Source organism: Acinetobacter sp. YH16032 (genome assembly GCF_013417345.1).
GTDB lineage: Bacteria > Pseudomonadota > Gammaproteobacteria > Pseudomonadales > Moraxellaceae > Acinetobacter.
On sequence record NZ_VPEE01000001.1, the window covers coordinates 217,387 to 234,274 of the forward strand.

Genomic DNA, 16,888 nt, shown 5'->3' on the forward strand with positions numbered 1-16,888 from the left:
AAAGAGGCTTATAGCCTCTTTTTTTTATATTTACATTATTGAAAGAATTTGTATGTCTTCTGGTGAGAGTTGAAGATTCACTGCATTTGAAAATTGGGTAATTTGTTCAAGGTTTGTTGCACTGGCGATTGGTGCTGAAATATGCTTTTGCGCAAGTAACCAAGCCAAAGCTACCTCAGCAGGTGCCGCATTGTGGCGCGATGCCACTTCTCTGAGCTTATCTAAAAGGTTTAAGCCTCGCTCATCAAAATATTTTACAAGCGTATCTGCACGTTGACGCCCTTGAATATTGTCTAATGACGAATATTTCCCAGATAGAAATCCACTAGCCAGACTATAAAAACTTACGACACCAATTTGATGGCGTTCACAAATGGGTTGCAGTGTTTGTTCGAATATATCGCGATCGTAAAGATTATATTCAGGTTGAAGAACCTGATAATGTTGCACACCAATCTTTTGTGCAGCTTGAATAGAAGCGTCTAATTGATCAGCTGAAAAATTAGAAGTGCCATAGGCACGGATTTTTCCTTGATCTTTGAGCTTTGAAAATGCGGATAATGTTTCCTCATGAGGTGTGTTTTCATCAGGCCAGTGTGCAAAATAAAGATCAAGATAATCTGTTTTCAAACGGCTTAGAGAGTCTTCAACTGCTTGCATAATCCATCGTTCAGATAAACCTTGATGGCCGGGAATCCCCATATCTAAACCGACTTTAGTAAATAGCACGATGTCTTCACGTTTACTTGGATTTTGTTTTAACCAATTACCAATGATTGTTTCTGACTCGCCGCCATGATTGCCTGGTGCCCAAATGGAATAGAAGTCTGCTGTATCAATGGTGTTAAATCCACGCTCATACAGTGCATCTAAAATTTTGAAACTTTGTTTTTCATCAACCGTCCAACCGAATACATTTCCTCCGAATACGATGGGTGAGATGAATAAATCAGTTTGTCCAAGTTTTCTTTTTTGCATGAAACATCCTAGGTAGAATAATACGACTTATTCTAGCTATATAGGATTCGTCTATTTCTCGCTATCCAAATAATGTATAAACATTATCCAATGATTTTGACAAAAAAAGAGGCAAAAAGCCTCTTTTTTAATTCTCTATGTATTCAAGCAGAATCAGAAACGATAACCTGCGCTGATGTTGAACCCATCAAATTTAGCCCCATCAACTTTAGTACCTTCATAACCGATATTGATCGCATATTGCGGAGCAGGATTAATATTAATACCAATACCATATGCAAACGCTGTTTCACTTAGATCCATGTTTTCGTATATGTTCAAGGCGCGATATGAACTTTCAACTTTTGAATGCGCGATCCCGACAACACCATAAACACTGAAATTCTCATTAAGACGATATGCAGGGCCTGCTAGCAAAGAAAAATGCTTTACATCTGTATCTTGGCGTTCACCTGGTTCAATCCAAGTTTCATCACCAGTTTGATACGACATTGTTGCCATAACGCTTAAAGGAGTCTCGAGTTCATAGCGATATTGAGCGTGAACACCACGAATATCAAACGCATTTTCAATTTCAGACTGAGCATAACCCAATGAAACGGTGTGTTGTTGGGCAAAAGTTGTCGTTGTTAAAGTGGTCATCGAGAGGATTAAACCCAATTTTAAAAATTTAGTTATCATGGCGCATGCTCATTATTTGTGATTTATTTATCATTAAATGCTAAAAATGGCGATCATTTTTTGGCAAACTTTATTGTACTGTCTATTTTATTATTGTAAATAAAAACTAAACAAATAATTTTATTTTTATTATAAATGGTGTGAGAATGTATTTATTGACTCGCAATTGAGTTTTTAAATCGTTCTTTTAATGCAATATAGTGGGAATGCTGTTTAGCTTCATCCCATTTCACTTTAAAAATTCGTGCTGCTGCAGCCTTAATAGCGTCTTCTTGTTGGCGTGGTAGTTCTTCACGCCCGTGAGCACCACTTAAACCTTTTTTGTCATTAGGTACAGGACCTTTATATTTTTTCCACCTTTATGGTTGGCATAACGTCTCGCTCGGGTATAACCCATTTGTAAAAATTTACGAGCCATATCTGCACCGACAAAATCATCGACTGCTAAATATTCAAGAAAGAGTTGATAAATCTTATTAGAACTCTCTCTAGCTTTATCTTCATCTGCAAATTTCCAAAAAGGTAGAATTTCAGATTTGTAGGGTTCGACGAGTAATACACCCTGTTCACCACGACCAATTCGATAGAGTTCCGGTCTCTCTCTGAAATTAATTTTTTTAAAGTCCAAAGAGTAATCAAAACTTTGAGAGTTAACACGAGAGCTTCTACGTGGGATGTTATCGAGGTCTTTATGATTGTAAGCCATCACATTCTCTTTTGTAGTTTTAAAAATATATTAGGTGATCTCAAATGAAAAACGATTATAGAATTGTGAGTGATATTTTAAAAATGTGATTAGTTGTTTTAAAGAGATGTGCTAAACACGTGAAAGATTGAAATTGAACTGTATTAGAAATCAAAACAACGAATTAGACTATGGACGATAGCGGGGCGAAATTAAGTTTTAAACTTAAAATCTAGCAGACACAAATGATTAGACATGACGATGCTCTATAAGAAACATTTTGTCATATAAGTTTTATATCTATGAATTAATCTAAGCGATACGTATAAAAATAATTTTGGAAGTCTGATTGGATCTTATCATCATCATTTTTGGCTATCTATATGGTCGTAAATTTCATCCCAACAAGTACATTGAACAAGTATTTTTTTTAGCCCTGATTTTATTTATATTTTTTTGCACTGTTTACGCAGCGCCAAACCTACTCGCATTAGAAAATCCTAGAGCTGTTTTGAGCAAGCTAGTTATTCTCGCACTCGGGGTATGCGCATTTACTTACTGGTTTAGTTCACTATTTTATAAGAAGAAACAGCAGGAAAACAGCAAACGTAAAACAATCCAAATTAAGGATATCATTAAAATATTGACAGTATATCTTTTGCTTATTTTGGTGTTTGTGGGAGGGATCTTCACTTATCGAATGGATTTAATAGATGAGCAAATAGCTTTAAGTATTCAAAACGTTCTGATCTACATTATTCTATTTTTGATCGGAGTCTTTATATCAGCATTTAAAATCAAAACATTGCAATGGCATGATTTTAAACTCCCAATCATAATGGTATTGGCAAATACAATATTTGCCTGCTTTATGCTGATAATTTGGAAGGAAAGTGCTGTATTGCTTTCTGGATTCGGTTGGGCAAGTCTGTCTGCTGCTATGATTTCACAAAAACTAAATCCCTTATTGGCAGTTCAAGCTTTAATTGTGGATATGATTCGAGGGATGTTTTCCATCATTTTTCTACAGCTTTTTGGAAGACATCAACCACAAGCAGCAATTAGCACCACAGGTGTACTGTCCTGTGATGCATTCTTACCGATGATTAAGCAACATTGTGGTGAGCAATATGTGCTAGATGCGTTTAAAGCGGGACTATTGTTGTCGCTGTTTTGTCCATTGAATATATTTATTGCGATTCATTTTACCCAAAGTGTGACACGTTAAACGGTAAAACACCTCAAAGACAGTGATTTTGGCAATCACTAGCATACCATCACCATTAATATATCCGGCATTGTGATTCAAAAAAAATGCAGCATCCTCATTCATGTTATCGTGTTCATGCTTACAACCGCGTGTTCCTCCAAGGCCATCGTTATAAATAAAAACATGGCCAGATTTTGAAAGTTGATAATTGAATTGCTGAGAGAATAGGGTGCAAAGGTCTTGCATTTCTGTATTGTTATCGAGATTTAAGCGAATAGGCCATGTATTTTTTTTGAAAGCATATCGTGTAATTGCACGATAACTTGAGGGATGTAAACACACAGCAAAAAAATACGATGGTGCTGGGTGGCGGAGCATTTGAGAAATAATGAAATAAATGTATTGGAATTTTAACAGATTTGATTTTCGATAGGCGCTAAGAAGACCTGCTTGACCACGAAAAACATTCATTGTCTGGTCATTCTTTTTGACTTCATAACGTTGCATACTTAAAAATCCAACAGGTTTTTCTTCATCAAAATAGATCAAAACCCGTTTGCTTGCAGCATCATCGGGGGCATAGGCTTGAGCAATATCATTCAAATCACAACCCTCTGGTGTCATGAAGATCGCTTGATGAAGCGTTTTTAATATATTTTGAACATCTGGGGATTGTGTATGTTGGTTACTATATTTTTTAATTTGGAGCATGGATGCAGCCTTTTTCTATAATTATTTGCGTCCCTCATACTATTTTTGAATTGTTAAGTTTGGGTTACATTAATTTTTTCGAAAAACAAAAAATGGTTGTTATGTTATATTGTTTTAAATTTAAAATATTTTTTTAATTTTTATTTATATAATAAATTTTATTAAAATTAATAACTTAAAGTAATATTCGCGATTTTTTGATTTAAAATTTTTTGATATCGATAGAGAGCAATAAGTTAAATTGTTAATTTTATCTTTATAATTATTCATGAATAATTTATTAACTTTTATCGTAATAAAAGCTAATAACTTAGATTAAAGAGTGAAAGTCGAGAAACTAAGACGTTATTCCATCTTAGTTTCTTATTGCAGAAGCTGATGTAAATGCTTAATCACGCTTTAATTGAGTAGAGCCGATCCAATGTTTTGAAAATTGGAATGCGGAACGACCTGAGCGTTGACCTCTGGCTTGGCACCAACGTAGCGCCTCAACACGTACTTCAGGCGTCATTTCAATATCAGATTTTTTTAAATAGTGCTCTACAATCTCTAAATAAAGATTTTGATCCATAGGGTAGAACGAAAGCCAAAGACCAAAACGATCAGACAATGAGATTTTTTCTTCGATCGCTTCTTGCGGATGTAATTCAGTATATTGAGGCACGTCCACTTTAGTGATCGGGGTGTTTTCATGCATAAATTCTGGGAGTAGGTGGCGGCGGTTACTGGTCGCATAAATAATAAAGTTGCCAGAACCTGACTCTAGTGAACCATCTAACACACTTTTTAAACTACGATAATTTTCGTCTTCAGCATTAAAGGCTAAGTCATCACAATACACGATAAATTTTTCAGGACGACCTTCAATAATTTTTTGTATTTCTGGTAGGTCTGACAGATTATCACGCTCAATTTCAATGATGCGTAAACCACGGTCAGCATATTTAGACAGTAAAGATCTCACAATAGATGATTTTCCGGTTCCACGAGATCCTGTCAATAAAATATCGTTTGCAGGTAAGCCTTGTAAAAATTGTTCAGTGTTTTGCAGTATTTTTTCTTTTTGTTTTTCGATACCTTTTAAATCATCAAGATGAATTATTTTAGGTTTTTGAATGGGGATCAGCCGTTTATTTTGCCATTTGTATCCTAGTGCTGAGAAATCAATTTCCTGACTCGGTTCAGATAATGTGTGATTAAGTTGATCAATAAGTTGAGAAATTTTTGTTAACAGTTGATCTGGTAGTTCTAGAGTCGCCATAGTTGTTTGTGAAATACAATTCAATAAAATCAAGTTTAATCTACATGATGACGACAGCGATGTGAACTGATCTAAGGTATAAATCTATGCTGACTGGTCGATACAAGAAATAAATTTTATTAAGTTGATTATTTTGTGCTTTTTTTGCATAGTTTAAAAACTGAACAAAACTAATTGAACTAATAAAAATCAAAGGACTAGCTCAATGATTTTAGGCAATCGTAGTCAAATTAATCCGCATCAAGCGTATCGAATTAAAAAAATGCAACATGAGCTTGAACGTGCGGAGAGCTATGAAGAGTGGAAAGACATTGCCTTAAAGCTGGATGAGGAGACGGGCGCTCAGGAATGGAAGTTTGATAATACTTCACCCTATTTTGATGCTGAAATTATATCGCATCGTTTAAATCTCTTACGCCGTTACAAGCTGAATCATCGTGTGTTTGATCTTATCTATATTTTGCGAGAAGGCTTGAGTCATGATGTCGCCAATATTGGTCATCCTATGCTGTTCACACAAACATATATTGGCACTAAAAAACTTATTGAGGACTATATCGAAGAGGTTTCACAGAGTTTAATTTATATCGCTTCGGATGAATGTTCAGGTTTGACACATCAAGAAAAATTTGATTTTTTTAAAAATTGTCAACTGACCTATGGTCAACCAGCAATGATGTTTTCGGGTGGGGCCTCATTAGGTTTGTTTCATACAGGCGTGTGTAAGGCGCTGATGGAACAAGATTTGATGCCGAAAGTTTTATCAGGTTCGAGTGCTGGTGCGTTAATGACGGCGATGTTAGGCGTTTCTGATCAAAAAGATATTGATCAGCTGCTGACAGGAGAGAGCTTTTATAGCGAGGCATTCCATTTCAGAAGTTTCAAAGAGTTGCTTAGAGGAAATGGTGGTATTGCTGATGTGCGATATCTTAAGAAATTTTTAGTGGAAAATTTAGGGGACTTAACATTTCAAGAAGCGTATGAAAAGTCTGGACTTGATATCAATATTAGTGTTGCACCTTATGATGTCGCTCAGGAAGATGCTCGTATCATGAATAAATATACTGCACCAGATTTACTGGTGTGGAGTGCAGTATTGGCATCATGTGCGGTTCCTATCTTATTTCCTCCAGTACGACTGACCAGTAAGCGTTATGATGGGGTGCATACACCATACTTGGCAAGTATTCGTTGGGTGGATGGCAGTGTGAGAAGTGATTTTCCACAAGAGAAAATGGCTCGTCTCTACAATATTAATTACACCATTGCCAGTCAGGTGAATCCACATATTGTGCCATTCATGCAAAGTGATGCGGAGCGTTTTAGAACAGATCTACTCAGCTGGCCGCAACGTTTAGTGCGTAAACATGGTAAAACGATTGCGATGGATGTCATGAATTTCACTCGTGACCGAATGGGCAGTGTGCCGACGATTAGACGACTATTGGATCACGGTTATGGTATTGTTGATCAGCGTTATTATGGTGATTTAAATATTGTAGGTAATTATAGTCTGCGACATTATCATTATATGTTACAAAATCCGCGACCTCATTTGTTTAAAGTCCTTCAAAGAGAAGGGGAACGGGCAACTTGGTCAAAACTGTCCAGTATTGAAACACATGCGCGTATAGGAAAAACCATTGAACACTGTTTGGATATGCTGACGCAACTGAAACAGCAAAATGAATCTCTTGAAAAACAATCTACAGTGGCAAACCATTCAGCCTCTGCTCAGGCAACCGGTTAATTCTGAACAAAGTCAGCAGTATGGTCGTCTAATTTATTGTATCGAAATAGACGACCAAACGTATTGGGTTAAGCGACAACAGCAGGGTATCAGTTCACAGCATGAGCAGTGGTTCGACAATGAGATAAAACACTACCAATCACTCAGTACTCGCTCTTCAAAGATCTTAGTGCCGTTTGAGATCGTGTATGACGAAAACAGTAGATTCAATACACCTACATCAAAACATGATTCTTCATCATTGATTCTGATTGAAAATGCGGCGCCGCTATTTGAAGTAGAAAATTCTGTCTATACTCAAATGCAGACCTTCCCACACAATGAGTTTTCAAATGTGGTCAATTTATTATTATATAGTCTAGATGCATTACTATCGATTCATGAGCAAGGATGGGTTCATGCAGATCTTAAAAGAGAACATTTTAGAATATTGAATGGTCAACCCAAATTAATTGATTTTGAACAGATGTTTCACTTTGAGTGCCATCCTCAAGTTTCTACACATGGAACACCAAGGTATATGGCGCCTGAGTTGTTTCATGGTGAGTCAAAATCACAAGCATCAGATATATATGCACTCGGTATTATTTGGTTAGAATGGTTAAATCAGTACTCAATCCATAAAAAAAGCTATATAGATTGGGCAAAATGGCATTGTCAGCAATTAAAAGTTGAAATTATTAGGCCTTTTTCTGACTTAACACCAGTACTCCAGCAGATGTTGATGAAAAATAAATCACAAAGATTGGACAATATTTATCAATTAAAACAGATATTAAGCGAATTTGTCTAAAGAAAAACCAGTAAAATGGATAATTGTTTTATATTTAGTCAAACAATAAGGTTTTTCAAAAAAAGGGCTTGTCATGAGATAATGATCTCTATAATATACACAGCCATCGGGGACGTGGCGAAATTGGTAGACGCACTGGATTTAGGTTCCAGCGCCGCAAGGTGTGAGAGTTCGAGTCTCTCCGTCCCCACCAAGTAATTTACTAGGTGGAATGACCGAAGTAAGTGAAATAGAGGATTGGTGTAATGGTAGCATGACGGTCTCCAAAACCGTTCGTCAAGGTTCGAATCCTTGATCCTCTGCCAAGTTTTATGAAGCTCAGTAATATAATTGAGTATTCAAAGGGGACGTGGCGAAATTGGTAGACGCACTGGATTTAGGTTCCAGCGCCGCAAGGTGTGAGAGTTCGAGTCTCTCCGTCCCCACCATATTAAGGCAAGGTTTGATACCTTGCTTTTTTATTGCCTATATTTTTATATAAATACAGGCTGAAATATCTAAACATAAAAAAAATCGCCTACAAAGAGGCGATATTAATATTTAAATGATCTATTCAGTATTCATTCCTTTGAATTAAGCTGAAATTAAGCCTTCAAGTGATCCTCGAATTCTTCACCTAATTGCATTGCCAACGTATTTCCAGATAAGTCACATGTCACTAAACCATATTCTTTTTTAAAACTGAAAGTGAAGCCTTGGTTATCCTTTAAATTTCGAACGGAATAACCTAATTTTTCTAACCAAATTCTGAATGCAATTAAATTTTTTGCTTTGACCACTTTCTTCATGAGACAACTCCTTTGACTAATGAAATATTAATAAGGTTAATGATGTTGTTTTTAAAGGGTTTGAACCTAAATTAATGTAAATATATTTTAATTCTATAGAAATGTATATATTTCATGCAATTAAAAGACAGAATTTGATCATGTTGTTAAAGCTTTAAGATAAAGAAGAGAATGTATTGTCTGAAGGGTTTAAAAACTGAGCGAATATCGCTCAGTAATAAACATCTGTAATTTGAACAGATAATGCTAAATTTAGAAATTATCTTTCATTTCCCGAATACGTTTAAATTCTTCAGCACTGTTGACGCGCAAGAAAGGATTGGTCTCAAGTTCAATTTCAATGGTGGAAGGTAAGGTTATTTGATTTTGATCTCGAAGTTTCTGAACTTGTTCAAATCGTTCTTGTAGTGCCTTATTCTCAGGTTCTACTTGTAAAGCGAATTGTGCATTTGAGAGCGTGTATTCATGGGTACAGTAGACTTGAGTTCTTGGAGGGAGCGCTGACAGTCGGTTAAGTGATTGATACATTTGTTCAGCCGTTCCTTCAAAAAGGCGTCCACATCCCATTGCAAATAAGGTATCTCCACAGAATAAACTGTCGATTTCATCTGCAAATATTGCGATATGACCTAAGGTATGGCCAGGAACAGCGATGACGTCAAGTTTTAAGTCATTAAAATAAAATTCATCATTATGATTGAGTGGACAACTGATAAATGGAATTTTAGATAATTCTTCGCGTGGACCATAAACTTCAATATTTTTTTCCGCGATTAACTCTGGCACACCACCAATATGGTCTTTATGCCAGTGGGTAAGCCATATTTGCTTAAGTGTTAAACCATTCGAGTCACAATAGTTGACCACCAAATTGGCTTCTGTAGGGTCTACCACTGCAATTTCTTGGGTTTCAGTATCTTCAATAATCCATATATAGTTTTGTAGCGCATTGTTAACATCAATTACGCGAACTTGATAACGCATCCTAAACGATCCTAAAACATGTGACTTATTTGATCTCATCCTAGATCAAGCTTATCAAATTGTAAAATTCACCCAAATTTTAAACAGCGATGTATTGTAAATATTGATGTCGAATTTGATGAGGTGCATCGTTGTTAGCTTAAGATTATCTGATCTGATGAACAAATTTCGAGTAAAAAGTAAATGAAGATAAAAGTGAGATTGAGTGCTTGCATCAGCGCAGTGATGAGTTCGATTGTTCTTGTTGGTTGTATGCAGAACTCTCAAGTTGGTCAACTGCAAAAGTCTCAATTATACGAGCGTCCAAGCAGCTGTAAGGTCAATGAGACAATTGAACGTAAAGCGGTTCCTCAAACACCTAACCAAATGAGCCTTCCGAGTTTTGGGCAAGAGGTTATCGGTTGGGCAACAGGGCCAGAAGGTGCTCAAGCACGCTTAGAAAGTGTATCTAAGCAAGACATCCATCAGTTTAAAGCTCAAGGTGTTAGTTTGGAAATGATACGCGATTGGCAAGCGTTTTATAAGCATGAAGCAAAGCGTAATCCATGCAATCCAACTGCGCCGTTACGTGCGCAATTAATGGAAAAAATCGCTTCACTTTGGATGGATTGATATTAAAAAAGATCTCATTTGAGATCTTTTTTTAAATTTACTATCGCATTTTGGCGAGTTTTCCACCTGTCATTTGCACCAATTGAACTAATACTAAAAGCACAATAACAGTGAGTATAACGACACTGGTATCAAAGCGTTGATAACCATAGGAGATCGCAAGATCACCAATGCCACCTGCACCGACAGCGCCAGCCATGGCTGTTGCACCAATTAAGCTGATTGCAGCTGTAGTTAAATTGAGAATGAGGGAACTGCGTGCCTCAGGTAGAATAAATTTGAAAATAATTTGTAGGGGTGTTGCGCCCATAGCTTGCGCTGATTCCACGATGCCTTCGTTGACTTCAAGGAGTGAAGTTTCAACCAGACGACCAATATAAGGTCCTACATAAATGGTTAAAGGAACAATAGCTGCCCATGTCCCAATAGAAGTACCCACAATCATTTTTGTCAGTGGAATAACCGCGATCAGGAGGATAATAAACGGGAGGGAACGTAATGCATTCACAATAGGGTTTAATCCATAGTAAATCACACGATTGGCTAAAATCCCGTTTGGTCGTGTAACAAGTAGGGTTATCCCTTGAATTAAACCCCAAATCGTACCGAATAGCATTGCAAAGAAAACCATATGGAAGGTTTCTTGTAGGGCTGTCAAAAATTGATCAATTGAAAGCGAGCTTTTCCAAAAAGGTTCAGTAATTTCTGTTAGCCATTGAACAATCATATCTCTCATGCACGTACTCCTGATTGTTCAACCTTAACGCCATGTTGTTGGAAAAAGCTGATGGTTTCTTGAATAATGTCTTGATCACCCAGTAATTGCACAAACATTTGTCCAATCACAGCGCCATTAATTTCGGTCATGTTGGCAAATAAAATATTGAGACTAATATCAAATCGTTTGATGGCAGCTTGTACAACAGTTTCTTGTGCTGAAGTACCTAAGAACTGCAAGCTATAAATACTGTGGTGATTTTGATTTTCTAAATTATTTAAAATATTGATAGGTAACTGCTGCTGTAAAACAGTTTGAATAAATGTTTTGGTCGTCGGGTGTTGAGGTTGACTAAAGATATCGAGAGTACTGCCGTGTTCAATCACTTTGCCTTGTTCCATAACTGCAACAAAGTCGCAAATCGACTCAATAACATCCATTTCATGCGTAACCATAACAATGGTGATTCCTTGCTCTTGATTAATTTTTTTCAAAAGGGCAAGTACAGACTTTGTCGTTTGAGGATCAAGCGCTGATGTTGCTTCGTCACAGAGTAGAATTTTTGGATGATTGGCAAGTGCCCGAGCGATACCTACACGCTGTTTTTGACCACCAGAAAGCTCATCTGGAAAAGCATCACGTTTATGTTTTAAATCGATAAACTCAAGTAGCTCATCTAAGCGTTTTAGACGCTCAGCTTTACTCCAGCCAAGGAGTTTCATTGGCATTTCAATATTGGCTGCAACGGTTTTGGTTTGTAGTAAATTGAAATGCTGGAAAATCATACCAATATTGGCGCGTTCTTGACGTAATTTTGAAGCGCTCAAAGCAGTGAAATCTTGACCGTGGATGATCATTTGACCTTGATTGGGTCTTTCTAGTAAATTGATCAAACGGATCAGTGTACTTTTACCTGCACCACTATAGCCTATAATTCCGAAGATACTTCCATCTGGAATCGTCAGATTAATATTGTCTAAGGCGTGAATAGTTTGGCCTTTAAGCTGATAATGTTTACTAATATTTTTAAATTCAATCATAACGTCAAGAACTATTAAAAATGAAAAACAGGCAAATTAAATTTGCCTGTTAAAAATACAGAAGTCTAGAATTATTGAGCTTCTGTGAGATATGTTGTTGGTTTATCAACATTAACCTTAGTGCCACCAAAGTTTTCTTTCACATATTGCTTAACTGCATCTGTATGATATAGCTGACCTACCTTTTGCAATACAGGATCATTCTGACGCCCTTCAGCTACAGCCAATACATTCACATTCATTTTTGTACTTTGATCGATTGGCTCGTAGTAGATCGCATCTTTTAATACGTTCAAACCACCTTCCATTGCTAAGGTGTTGCCTAATACAATGGCATCCACTTCATCTTTCACACGTACCGCAGTTGCCATTTGAATCGGTTTGATGGTGATTTGTTTAGGATTCTCAGTTACATCAGAAGTAGTGCCTTTGACATTGTCAAATTGAGGTTTTAACTTTACTAAACCAGCAGATTGCAATAATAAAAGGGCACGTGATTCATTAGCACCATCGTTTGGAATTGCAATGGTCGAACCTGTTTTGAAATCATTTAAATTTTTAACTTTGCTTGAGTAAATCCCCATTGGCTCAAGATAAGTCGTAGATAATGGCGCAATTTTTTGAGTATTGGCATCATTGTATGCAACCATATATGCATATGATTGGAAGGCATTGATATCAATCTCTTTATTGGCTACCGCAGTGTTCATTGAAACATAATCAGTAAAGTTTTTAACATCTAACTTTAAACCTGCAGCTTCAGTTTCTGGCAATTTTGCAATGAACTTCCAGATATCTGCATCTGAACCTGTAGAAGCGATTGTAATGGTATGAACTGAATCTTTATTCGTGTTGTTTGCAGCGGTTTCTGGAGCATCTTGTTTTGAGCATCCAGCGATACCCACTGATAGGCCCAAAACTAAACCAAGAATTTTCTTCATGATATTTCCTGAGTATGTTGAAACGATCTTCAACTTACATATGCAGTGAGGTGAATAGTGAAATGAACTGTCCTTGTTTCAAGAGCACTTCAAGCTATTCATCTGTTAGAGATAATTCGGTATTTAGCTATCAATTATTTAAGCATTGATAACAAAAAAGTTGGTTGATGATAACAATTTTTTTTTATTCAATATAGTGATGTTAATGAACTAGCTTAGCATAAAGCGTCATATACAATTTATGAGAATGTATAAATAAACTTTAAATATCATACTTATAATTTGAGTGTTTAAAATTAGAAAGACCCGTTATCAGCCGAACACCTTATAATGATTTAATATATCAATATGAAAAATATGGATTTAATTTAATTTAGAAATTTGCTTGGTAAGATCATTATTGTATTTCTGCCGATATTGGCTAGGGGGCATACCAAACCAACGCTTGAATGCTCGTCTGAAATTTGAGGCATCGTGATAATTAAGAAGCATACTAATTGTTTCAATCGTGAGTTGCGTATGCTCAAGAAAATAAGCACTTTGCTGTGCAAGAACTTGATCTTTGACTTCTTTAAAGGTTAAACCTTCTTTTTCTAAATGACGAGCTAAGGTTCGTTTGCTCATGAATAATGAAGAGGCAATCTCAGATTCATTTTTGGGATCTGATAAATGCTCAATCAGTATTTTTTTGACACGAAACTGATAAGTATTTTGGGGTGTAAGAAGTTCCTTAAGTACATTTTCACATTGTTTTTTTGCAATGAGATAGTTCTCCTGACTTGCTGAAGCATTCGGGATTTTACACACAGATAAAGGTATCTGAATGCCATCAAAAGATTGTGAAAATGCGAAATCACATTGAAAAATTTTTGTATAAGCAGCGTGGTAAGCAGGTTTAGGATAGCTAAAAAGCAACTTCGCCTCAGTTAATGGCTTACCTAAAATAAATTCAGCACACTCTTTAAATACCACCATGCAAGACTCGATCATGCTTTGATATACAGGGGTGGAGCAATCGATATTAAATTGAATTTTACAATTCATCTGCTGATCACGCTTTTCGAGAATGACTTCTGCAAATCCAATCCGAGTAGGTAGATAATGTTGAATCGCTTCAAGTGCAGCATAGAGGTTTGGGCAACTGTGCATCAAAAAGCCCATTGCGCCATGAGTCGTTGGTTTAAGGCGATGTCCAAGTTCTAAACCGAAGTCGGGAACATCTGCCATGTTCAATGCATTGTCAAATATACGAATAAAATCAGATGCTGAAATCCGTGAATCTTCCTGTTGAATAAATTCAGCAGTCAGAGATGTGCCATTCAATAAAGTTGGGAATACACGCAGCCCACCTCCCAATTGTTGCGCAATAATTCTGACATATGCGCAGGGAATCAATGCCCGAATTGCATTATCGTCCTGATTGCTATGTTCTATTCCTTTAGACATCATACTCAAGTCCAGATAGCGTGATATTGATCTTTCTTAAATCTAGCCTCATTAGAGCTGCTAATTTGAATTAAAAGAATGTCAAAAAATGACTTATTAATGTCAAAAAATGACCTGATTGTGTATTTTTTAAATTCTATGCTCAAACACAGATCATCAGCTTAATGGAATAAAGGCTGAATATAAATTTAAAGATGAGATCACATAGGACACATTGTCATGAATAATTTAGTCAAAAAAATGAATGCTGTTCGAGTAGATTTGGTGAATTTTAGCGCTCGCTATATTCCCTTAGAAAATCACATCAAAGCTGCCCATGTATACCATAAATTAAAAAGTAGCCTATTTAAGAATCCTGATTTTGATCACATTCAAGAAATTCAACTTCCAGATCCAAATGTTTGCCCCTTACAAGAGCTTGATGTCAGTAGCCCTTTTTTATACAAGCAAGGTGTATGGAAGGATACTTTTAAGCGATTACGGAAAGATGCGCCGATACATTATCAATCAAACAGTTTATTTGGTCCTTTTTGGTCGATGACACAGTACGAAGATGTCATGTACGTTGATAAAAATCATCAGCTCTTCTCTTCAGAACCGATCATTATGTTGGGTGAGCAACCGCAAGGTTTAGAACTTGAAATGTTTATTGCGATGGATCCACCGAAGCATGATATTCAGCGTAAAGCTGTGCAGGGGGTTTTTGTACCTAAAAACTTAAAAGACATGGAAAGCTTGATTCGGAAACGTACCCAAGACGTACTTGATCACTTGCCTTTAAATGAAGCTTTTGACTTTGTAGATCGAGTATCAATTGAGCTGACTTCAAGAATGTTGGCGACATTGCTAGATTTCCCTTACGAAGAACGACGTAAATTGGTGTATTGGTCTGAAATTGCATCTTCATCGCCAGGTACGACAGGCGGTACGATGACCATTGAAAATACTTTTGATGGTTTAAAAGAGATGGTGAGAGATTTGTCACAACTTTGGCATGATAAGGCTGCACGTATAGAAGCAGGTGAGGCTTCAAGCTTTGACTTGATGAGTATGCTTATTCGGAGTGATGAGACAAAGGATCTGATTCAGCGGCCATTAGAGTTTCTGGGGAATTTGGCATTATTAATCGTAGGCGGGAATGATACGACTCGTAACTCGATGTCGGGCGGGGTTTATGCAATGCATTTGTTCCCTCAGGAATTAGACAAGCTGAAGAATAATCCTGATCTGTTGCCTAATATGGTTAGTGAGATTATTCGTTGGCAGACACCATTGGCGTATATGCGCCGTGTAGCGACTCAAGATCTAATTTATAAAGGTCAGTATATCCGCAAAGGTGACAAAGTTGTTATGTGGTATGCGTCTGCTAACCGTGATGAAACTGTGTTTGAAAATGCGGATGAATTTCGTATTGATCGTGAAAATGTGAAAAAACATCTATCATTTGGTTATGGAATTCATCGCTGTATGGGTAGTCGTTTGGCTGAGATGCAATTGACTATTCTTTGGGAGGAGATTCTCAAACGTTATGACAGAATTGAAGTGCTTGAAACACCTGAGATTGTTCAGTCTAATTTTGTTCGTGGATATTCTAAGATGATGGTAAAGCTGCATCCTAAAGTAAATCAGGAATAAGGAAAAGCTCTTTCTAAGGGTTTAAGGACTACTTTAGATTATGATTTAACTATTTATTAATTATTGTGTATTTGTTGAAATGAATTGGAATGTTAGATATTGTTGCAAGCAATATAAATATTTTCAATAAATCCTAATATTAAGCACAATTTATAATTATGAGGTAGTGATGGGTAGTTACATTGAGTCTAATCTAGCTAGAGACGAAAAAATATTAGAAAGGGCACATGTGTCTTGGATGTCTCAAATTGGCTATATTATTATAGGGGTATTATTGTTACCTATGGCTGGAATTGGTCTAATTTTTATTTTAGTAGCTATTATTAACGTATGGACCACAGAGCTAGCTATAACGAATAGAAGGATTATTGCTAAAACTGGGTTAATTCGCCGTAATACAATTGAACTTAAAATCAATCGTGTAGAGAGTCTTGGTGTAGATCAAGGTATCCTAGGTCGCATATTTAATTTTGGTTCAATTATTGTTAGAGGAACTGGTGGTTCTAATGCCCCAATTCCATATATTGCTAAACCATTAGATTTTAGAAAATCAGTCAATCATTATCTTGATGAATTAGATGATAAAACATCAATTGAACTTTAAGAAATTAATTAAAAACCCCGCACAAAGCGGGGTTTTTTAATACTTAAACTG

16 protein-coding genes, 3 tRNA genes and 1 pseudogene are annotated in these 16,888 nt (G+C 36.4%); 9 read left to right on the forward strand and 11 right to left on the reverse strand.

Annotation, left to right across the window (positions count from 1 at the left end):
* Nucleotides 1–30: 30 nt before the first annotated feature.
* From FTV32_RS01025 to FTV32_RS01035, 3 genes and pseudogenes are all read right to left on the reverse strand, one after another.
* Entirely contained in the window at nt 31–978 is a 948-nt protein-coding gene (locus FTV32_RS01025; protein ID WP_180027615.1) for an aldo/keto reductase, read from the reverse strand.
* Between the two features lie 153 nt (nt 979–1,131).
* Nucleotides 1,132–1,659: an Ail/Lom family outer membrane beta-barrel protein gene (locus FTV32_RS01030; protein WP_180027616.1), complete on the reverse strand. Its 528-nt coding sequence runs from the start codon at nt 1,657–1,659 to the stop codon at nt 1,132–1,134.
* Between the two features lie 152 nt (nt 1,660–1,811).
* Nucleotides 1,812–2,365: pseudogene (locus tag FTV32_RS01035) on the reverse strand (DUF4385 domain-containing protein).
* 328 nt (nt 2,366–2,693) lie between these two features.
* Between FTV32_RS01035 and FTV32_RS01040 the strand changes: the two are divergent.
* A complete protein-coding gene (locus FTV32_RS01040) occupies nt 2,694–3,572 on the forward strand; it encodes a LysO family transporter (RefSeq protein ID WP_180027617.1) in 879 nt (292 codons plus the stop codon).
* Here FTV32_RS01040 and FTV32_RS01045 read toward each other — a convergent pair.
* Together FTV32_RS01045 and FTV32_RS01050 are read right to left on the reverse strand one after the other, a co-directional pair.
* On the reverse strand, nt 3,501–4,265 hold the full coding sequence (locus FTV32_RS01045; protein WP_180027618.1) for a hypothetical protein: 765 nt from the start codon (nt 4,263–4,265) through the stop codon (nt 3,501–3,503). The two genes, FTV32_RS01040 and FTV32_RS01045, sit on opposite strands and share 72 nt — an antisense overlap.
* Nucleotides 4,266–4,653: 388 nt before the next feature.
* Complete coding sequence (locus tag FTV32_RS01050; protein ID WP_180027619.1) at nt 4,654–5,526, reverse strand: ATP-binding protein; 873 nt, start codon at nt 5,524–5,526, stop codon at nt 4,654–4,656.
* 205 nt (nt 5,527–5,731) lie between these two features.
* Between FTV32_RS01050 and FTV32_RS01055 the strand changes: the two genes are divergently transcribed.
* The 5 genes from FTV32_RS01055 to FTV32_RS01075 all read left to right on the forward strand — a co-directional run bounded on the left by FTV32_RS01055 (nt 5,732) and on the right by FTV32_RS01075 (nt 8,497).
* A complete protein-coding gene (locus FTV32_RS01055) occupies nt 5,732–7,276 on the forward strand; it encodes a DUF3336 domain-containing protein (protein WP_180027620.1) in 1,545 nt (514 codons plus the stop codon).
* Entirely contained in the window at nt 7,221–8,069 is an 849-nt protein-coding gene (locus tag FTV32_RS01060; RefSeq protein ID WP_180027621.1) for a serine/threonine protein kinase, read from the forward strand. Before FTV32_RS01055 ends, FTV32_RS01060 begins: the two co-directional genes overlap by 56 nt.
* A gap of 108 nt (nt 8,070–8,177) precedes the next feature.
* Nucleotides 8,178–8,262 (forward strand) — tRNA-Leu (locus FTV32_RS01065).
* Nucleotides 8,263–8,300: 38 nt separating this feature from the next.
* A tRNA-Trp gene (locus FTV32_RS01070) sits at nt 8,301–8,374 on the forward strand.
* 38 nt (nt 8,375–8,412) lie between these two features.
* Nucleotides 8,413–8,497: transfer RNA gene (locus FTV32_RS01075), tRNA-Leu, on the forward strand.
* Between the two features lie 156 nt (nt 8,498–8,653).
* Here FTV32_RS01075 and FTV32_RS01080 read toward each other — a convergent pair.
* Complete coding sequence (locus FTV32_RS01080; RefSeq protein WP_035267651.1) at nt 8,654–8,857, reverse strand: hypothetical protein; 204 nt, start codon at nt 8,855–8,857, stop codon at nt 8,654–8,656.
* Between the two features lie 252 nt (nt 8,858–9,109).
* Nucleotides 9,110–9,841 (reverse strand): hydroxyacylglutathione hydrolase, encoded by a 732-nt coding sequence (gene gloB, locus FTV32_RS01085; RefSeq protein WP_180027622.1) that lies wholly within the window; start codon nt 9,839–9,841, stop codon nt 9,110–9,112.
* Nucleotides 9,842–10,066: 225 nt separating this feature from the next.
* Between gloB and FTV32_RS01090 the strand changes: the two genes are divergently transcribed.
* Nucleotides 10,067–10,453: a DUF4951 domain-containing protein gene (locus tag FTV32_RS01090; protein ID WP_180027623.1), complete on the forward strand. Its 387-nt coding sequence runs from the start codon at nt 10,067–10,069 to the stop codon at nt 10,451–10,453.
* A 40-nt stretch (nt 10,454–10,493) separates the two neighbouring features.
* Here FTV32_RS01090 and FTV32_RS01095 read toward each other — a convergent pair whose 3' ends face one another.
* The 4 genes from FTV32_RS01095 to FTV32_RS01110 all read right to left on the reverse strand — a co-directional run bounded on the left by FTV32_RS01095 (nt 10,494) and on the right by FTV32_RS01110 (nt 14,601).
* Nucleotides 10,494–11,189, reverse strand: a complete 696-nt coding sequence (locus FTV32_RS01095; RefSeq protein WP_180027624.1) for a methionine ABC transporter permease — start codon at nt 11,187–11,189, stop codon at nt 10,494–10,496.
* On the reverse strand, nt 11,186–12,211 hold the full coding sequence (locus FTV32_RS01100) for a methionine ABC transporter ATP-binding protein (RefSeq protein ID WP_180027625.1): 1,026 nt from the start codon (nt 12,209–12,211) through the stop codon (nt 11,186–11,188). Before FTV32_RS01100 ends, FTV32_RS01095 begins: the two co-directional genes overlap by 4 nt.
* Nucleotides 12,212–12,282: 71 nt before the next feature.
* Nucleotides 12,283–13,152 (reverse strand): MetQ/NlpA family ABC transporter substrate-binding protein, encoded by an 870-nt coding sequence (locus FTV32_RS01105; RefSeq protein WP_180027626.1) that lies wholly within the window; start codon nt 13,150–13,152, stop codon nt 12,283–12,285.
* Nucleotides 13,153–13,515: 363 nt separating this feature from the next.
* The gene (locus FTV32_RS01110) at nt 13,516–14,601 is read right to left on the reverse strand and encodes an AraC family transcriptional regulator (RefSeq protein WP_218947281.1); all 1,086 of its coding nucleotides are present in this window, start codon (nt 14,599–14,601) and stop codon (nt 13,516–13,518) included.
* A 237-nt stretch (nt 14,602–14,838) separates the two neighbouring features.
* Here FTV32_RS01110 and FTV32_RS01115 point away from each other — a divergent pair, with 237 nt between their 5' ends.
* Nucleotides 14,839–16,233: a cytochrome P450 gene (locus tag FTV32_RS01115; RefSeq protein WP_180027872.1), complete on the forward strand. Its 1,395-nt coding sequence runs from the start codon at nt 14,839–14,841 to the stop codon at nt 16,231–16,233.
* A 169-nt stretch (nt 16,234–16,402) separates the two neighbouring features.
* On the forward strand, nt 16,403–16,837 hold the full coding sequence (locus tag FTV32_RS01120) for a PH domain-containing protein (RefSeq protein ID WP_092766163.1): 435 nt from the start codon (nt 16,403–16,405) through the stop codon (nt 16,835–16,837).
* The last annotated feature ends 51 nt before the right edge of the window (nt 16,838–16,888 follow it).

Excerpts from the sequence above, each read along its gene's own strand:
- FTV32_RS01025 (WP_180027615.1), bottom strand. The coding sequence starts at position 978 with ATGCAAAAAAGAAAACTTGGACAAACTGATTTATTCATCTCACCCATC.
- FTV32_RS01030 (WP_180027616.1), bottom strand. The coding sequence starts at position 1,659 with ATGATAACTAAATTTTTAAAATTGGGTTTAATCCTCTCGATGACCACT.
- FTV32_RS01045 (WP_180027618.1), bottom strand. The coding sequence starts at position 4,265 with ATGCTCCAAATTAAAAAATATAGTAACCAACATACACAATCCCCAGAT.
- FTV32_RS01050 (WP_180027619.1), bottom strand. The coding sequence starts at position 5,526 with ATGGCGACTCTAGAACTACCAGATCAACTGTTAACAAAAATTTCTCAA.
- FTV32_RS01055 (WP_180027620.1), top strand. The coding sequence starts at position 5,732 with ATGATTTTAGGCAATCGTAGTCAAATTAATCCGCATCAAGCGTATCGA.
- FTV32_RS01080 (WP_035267651.1), bottom strand. The coding sequence starts at position 8,857 with ATGAAGAAAGTGGTCAAAGCAAAAAATTTAATTGCATTCAGAATTTGG.
- gloB (WP_180027622.1), bottom strand. The coding sequence starts at position 9,841 with ATGCGTTATCAAGTTCGCGTAATTGATGTTAACAATGCGCTACAAAAC.
- FTV32_RS01090 (WP_180027623.1), top strand. The coding sequence starts at position 10,067 with ATGAGTTCGATTGTTCTTGTTGGTTGTATGCAGAACTCTCAAGTTGGT.
- FTV32_RS01095 (WP_180027624.1), bottom strand. The coding sequence starts at position 11,189 with ATGAGAGATATGATTGTTCAATGGCTAACAGAAATTACTGAACCTTTT.
- FTV32_RS01100 (WP_180027625.1), bottom strand. The coding sequence starts at position 12,211 with ATGATTGAATTTAAAAATATTAGTAAACATTATCAGCTTAAAGGCCAA.
- FTV32_RS01105 (WP_180027626.1), bottom strand. The coding sequence starts at position 13,152 with ATGAAGAAAATTCTTGGTTTAGTTTTGGGCCTATCAGTGGGTATCGCT.
- FTV32_RS01110 (WP_218947281.1), bottom strand. The coding sequence starts at position 14,601 with ATGATGTCTAAAGGAATAGAACATAGCAATCAGGACGATAATGCAATT.
- FTV32_RS01115 (WP_180027872.1), top strand. The coding sequence starts at position 14,839 with ATGAATGCTGTTCGAGTAGATTTGGTGAATTTTAGCGCTCGCTATATT.
- FTV32_RS01120 (WP_092766163.1), top strand. The coding sequence starts at position 16,403 with ATGGGTAGTTACATTGAGTCTAATCTAGCTAGAGACGAAAAAATATTA.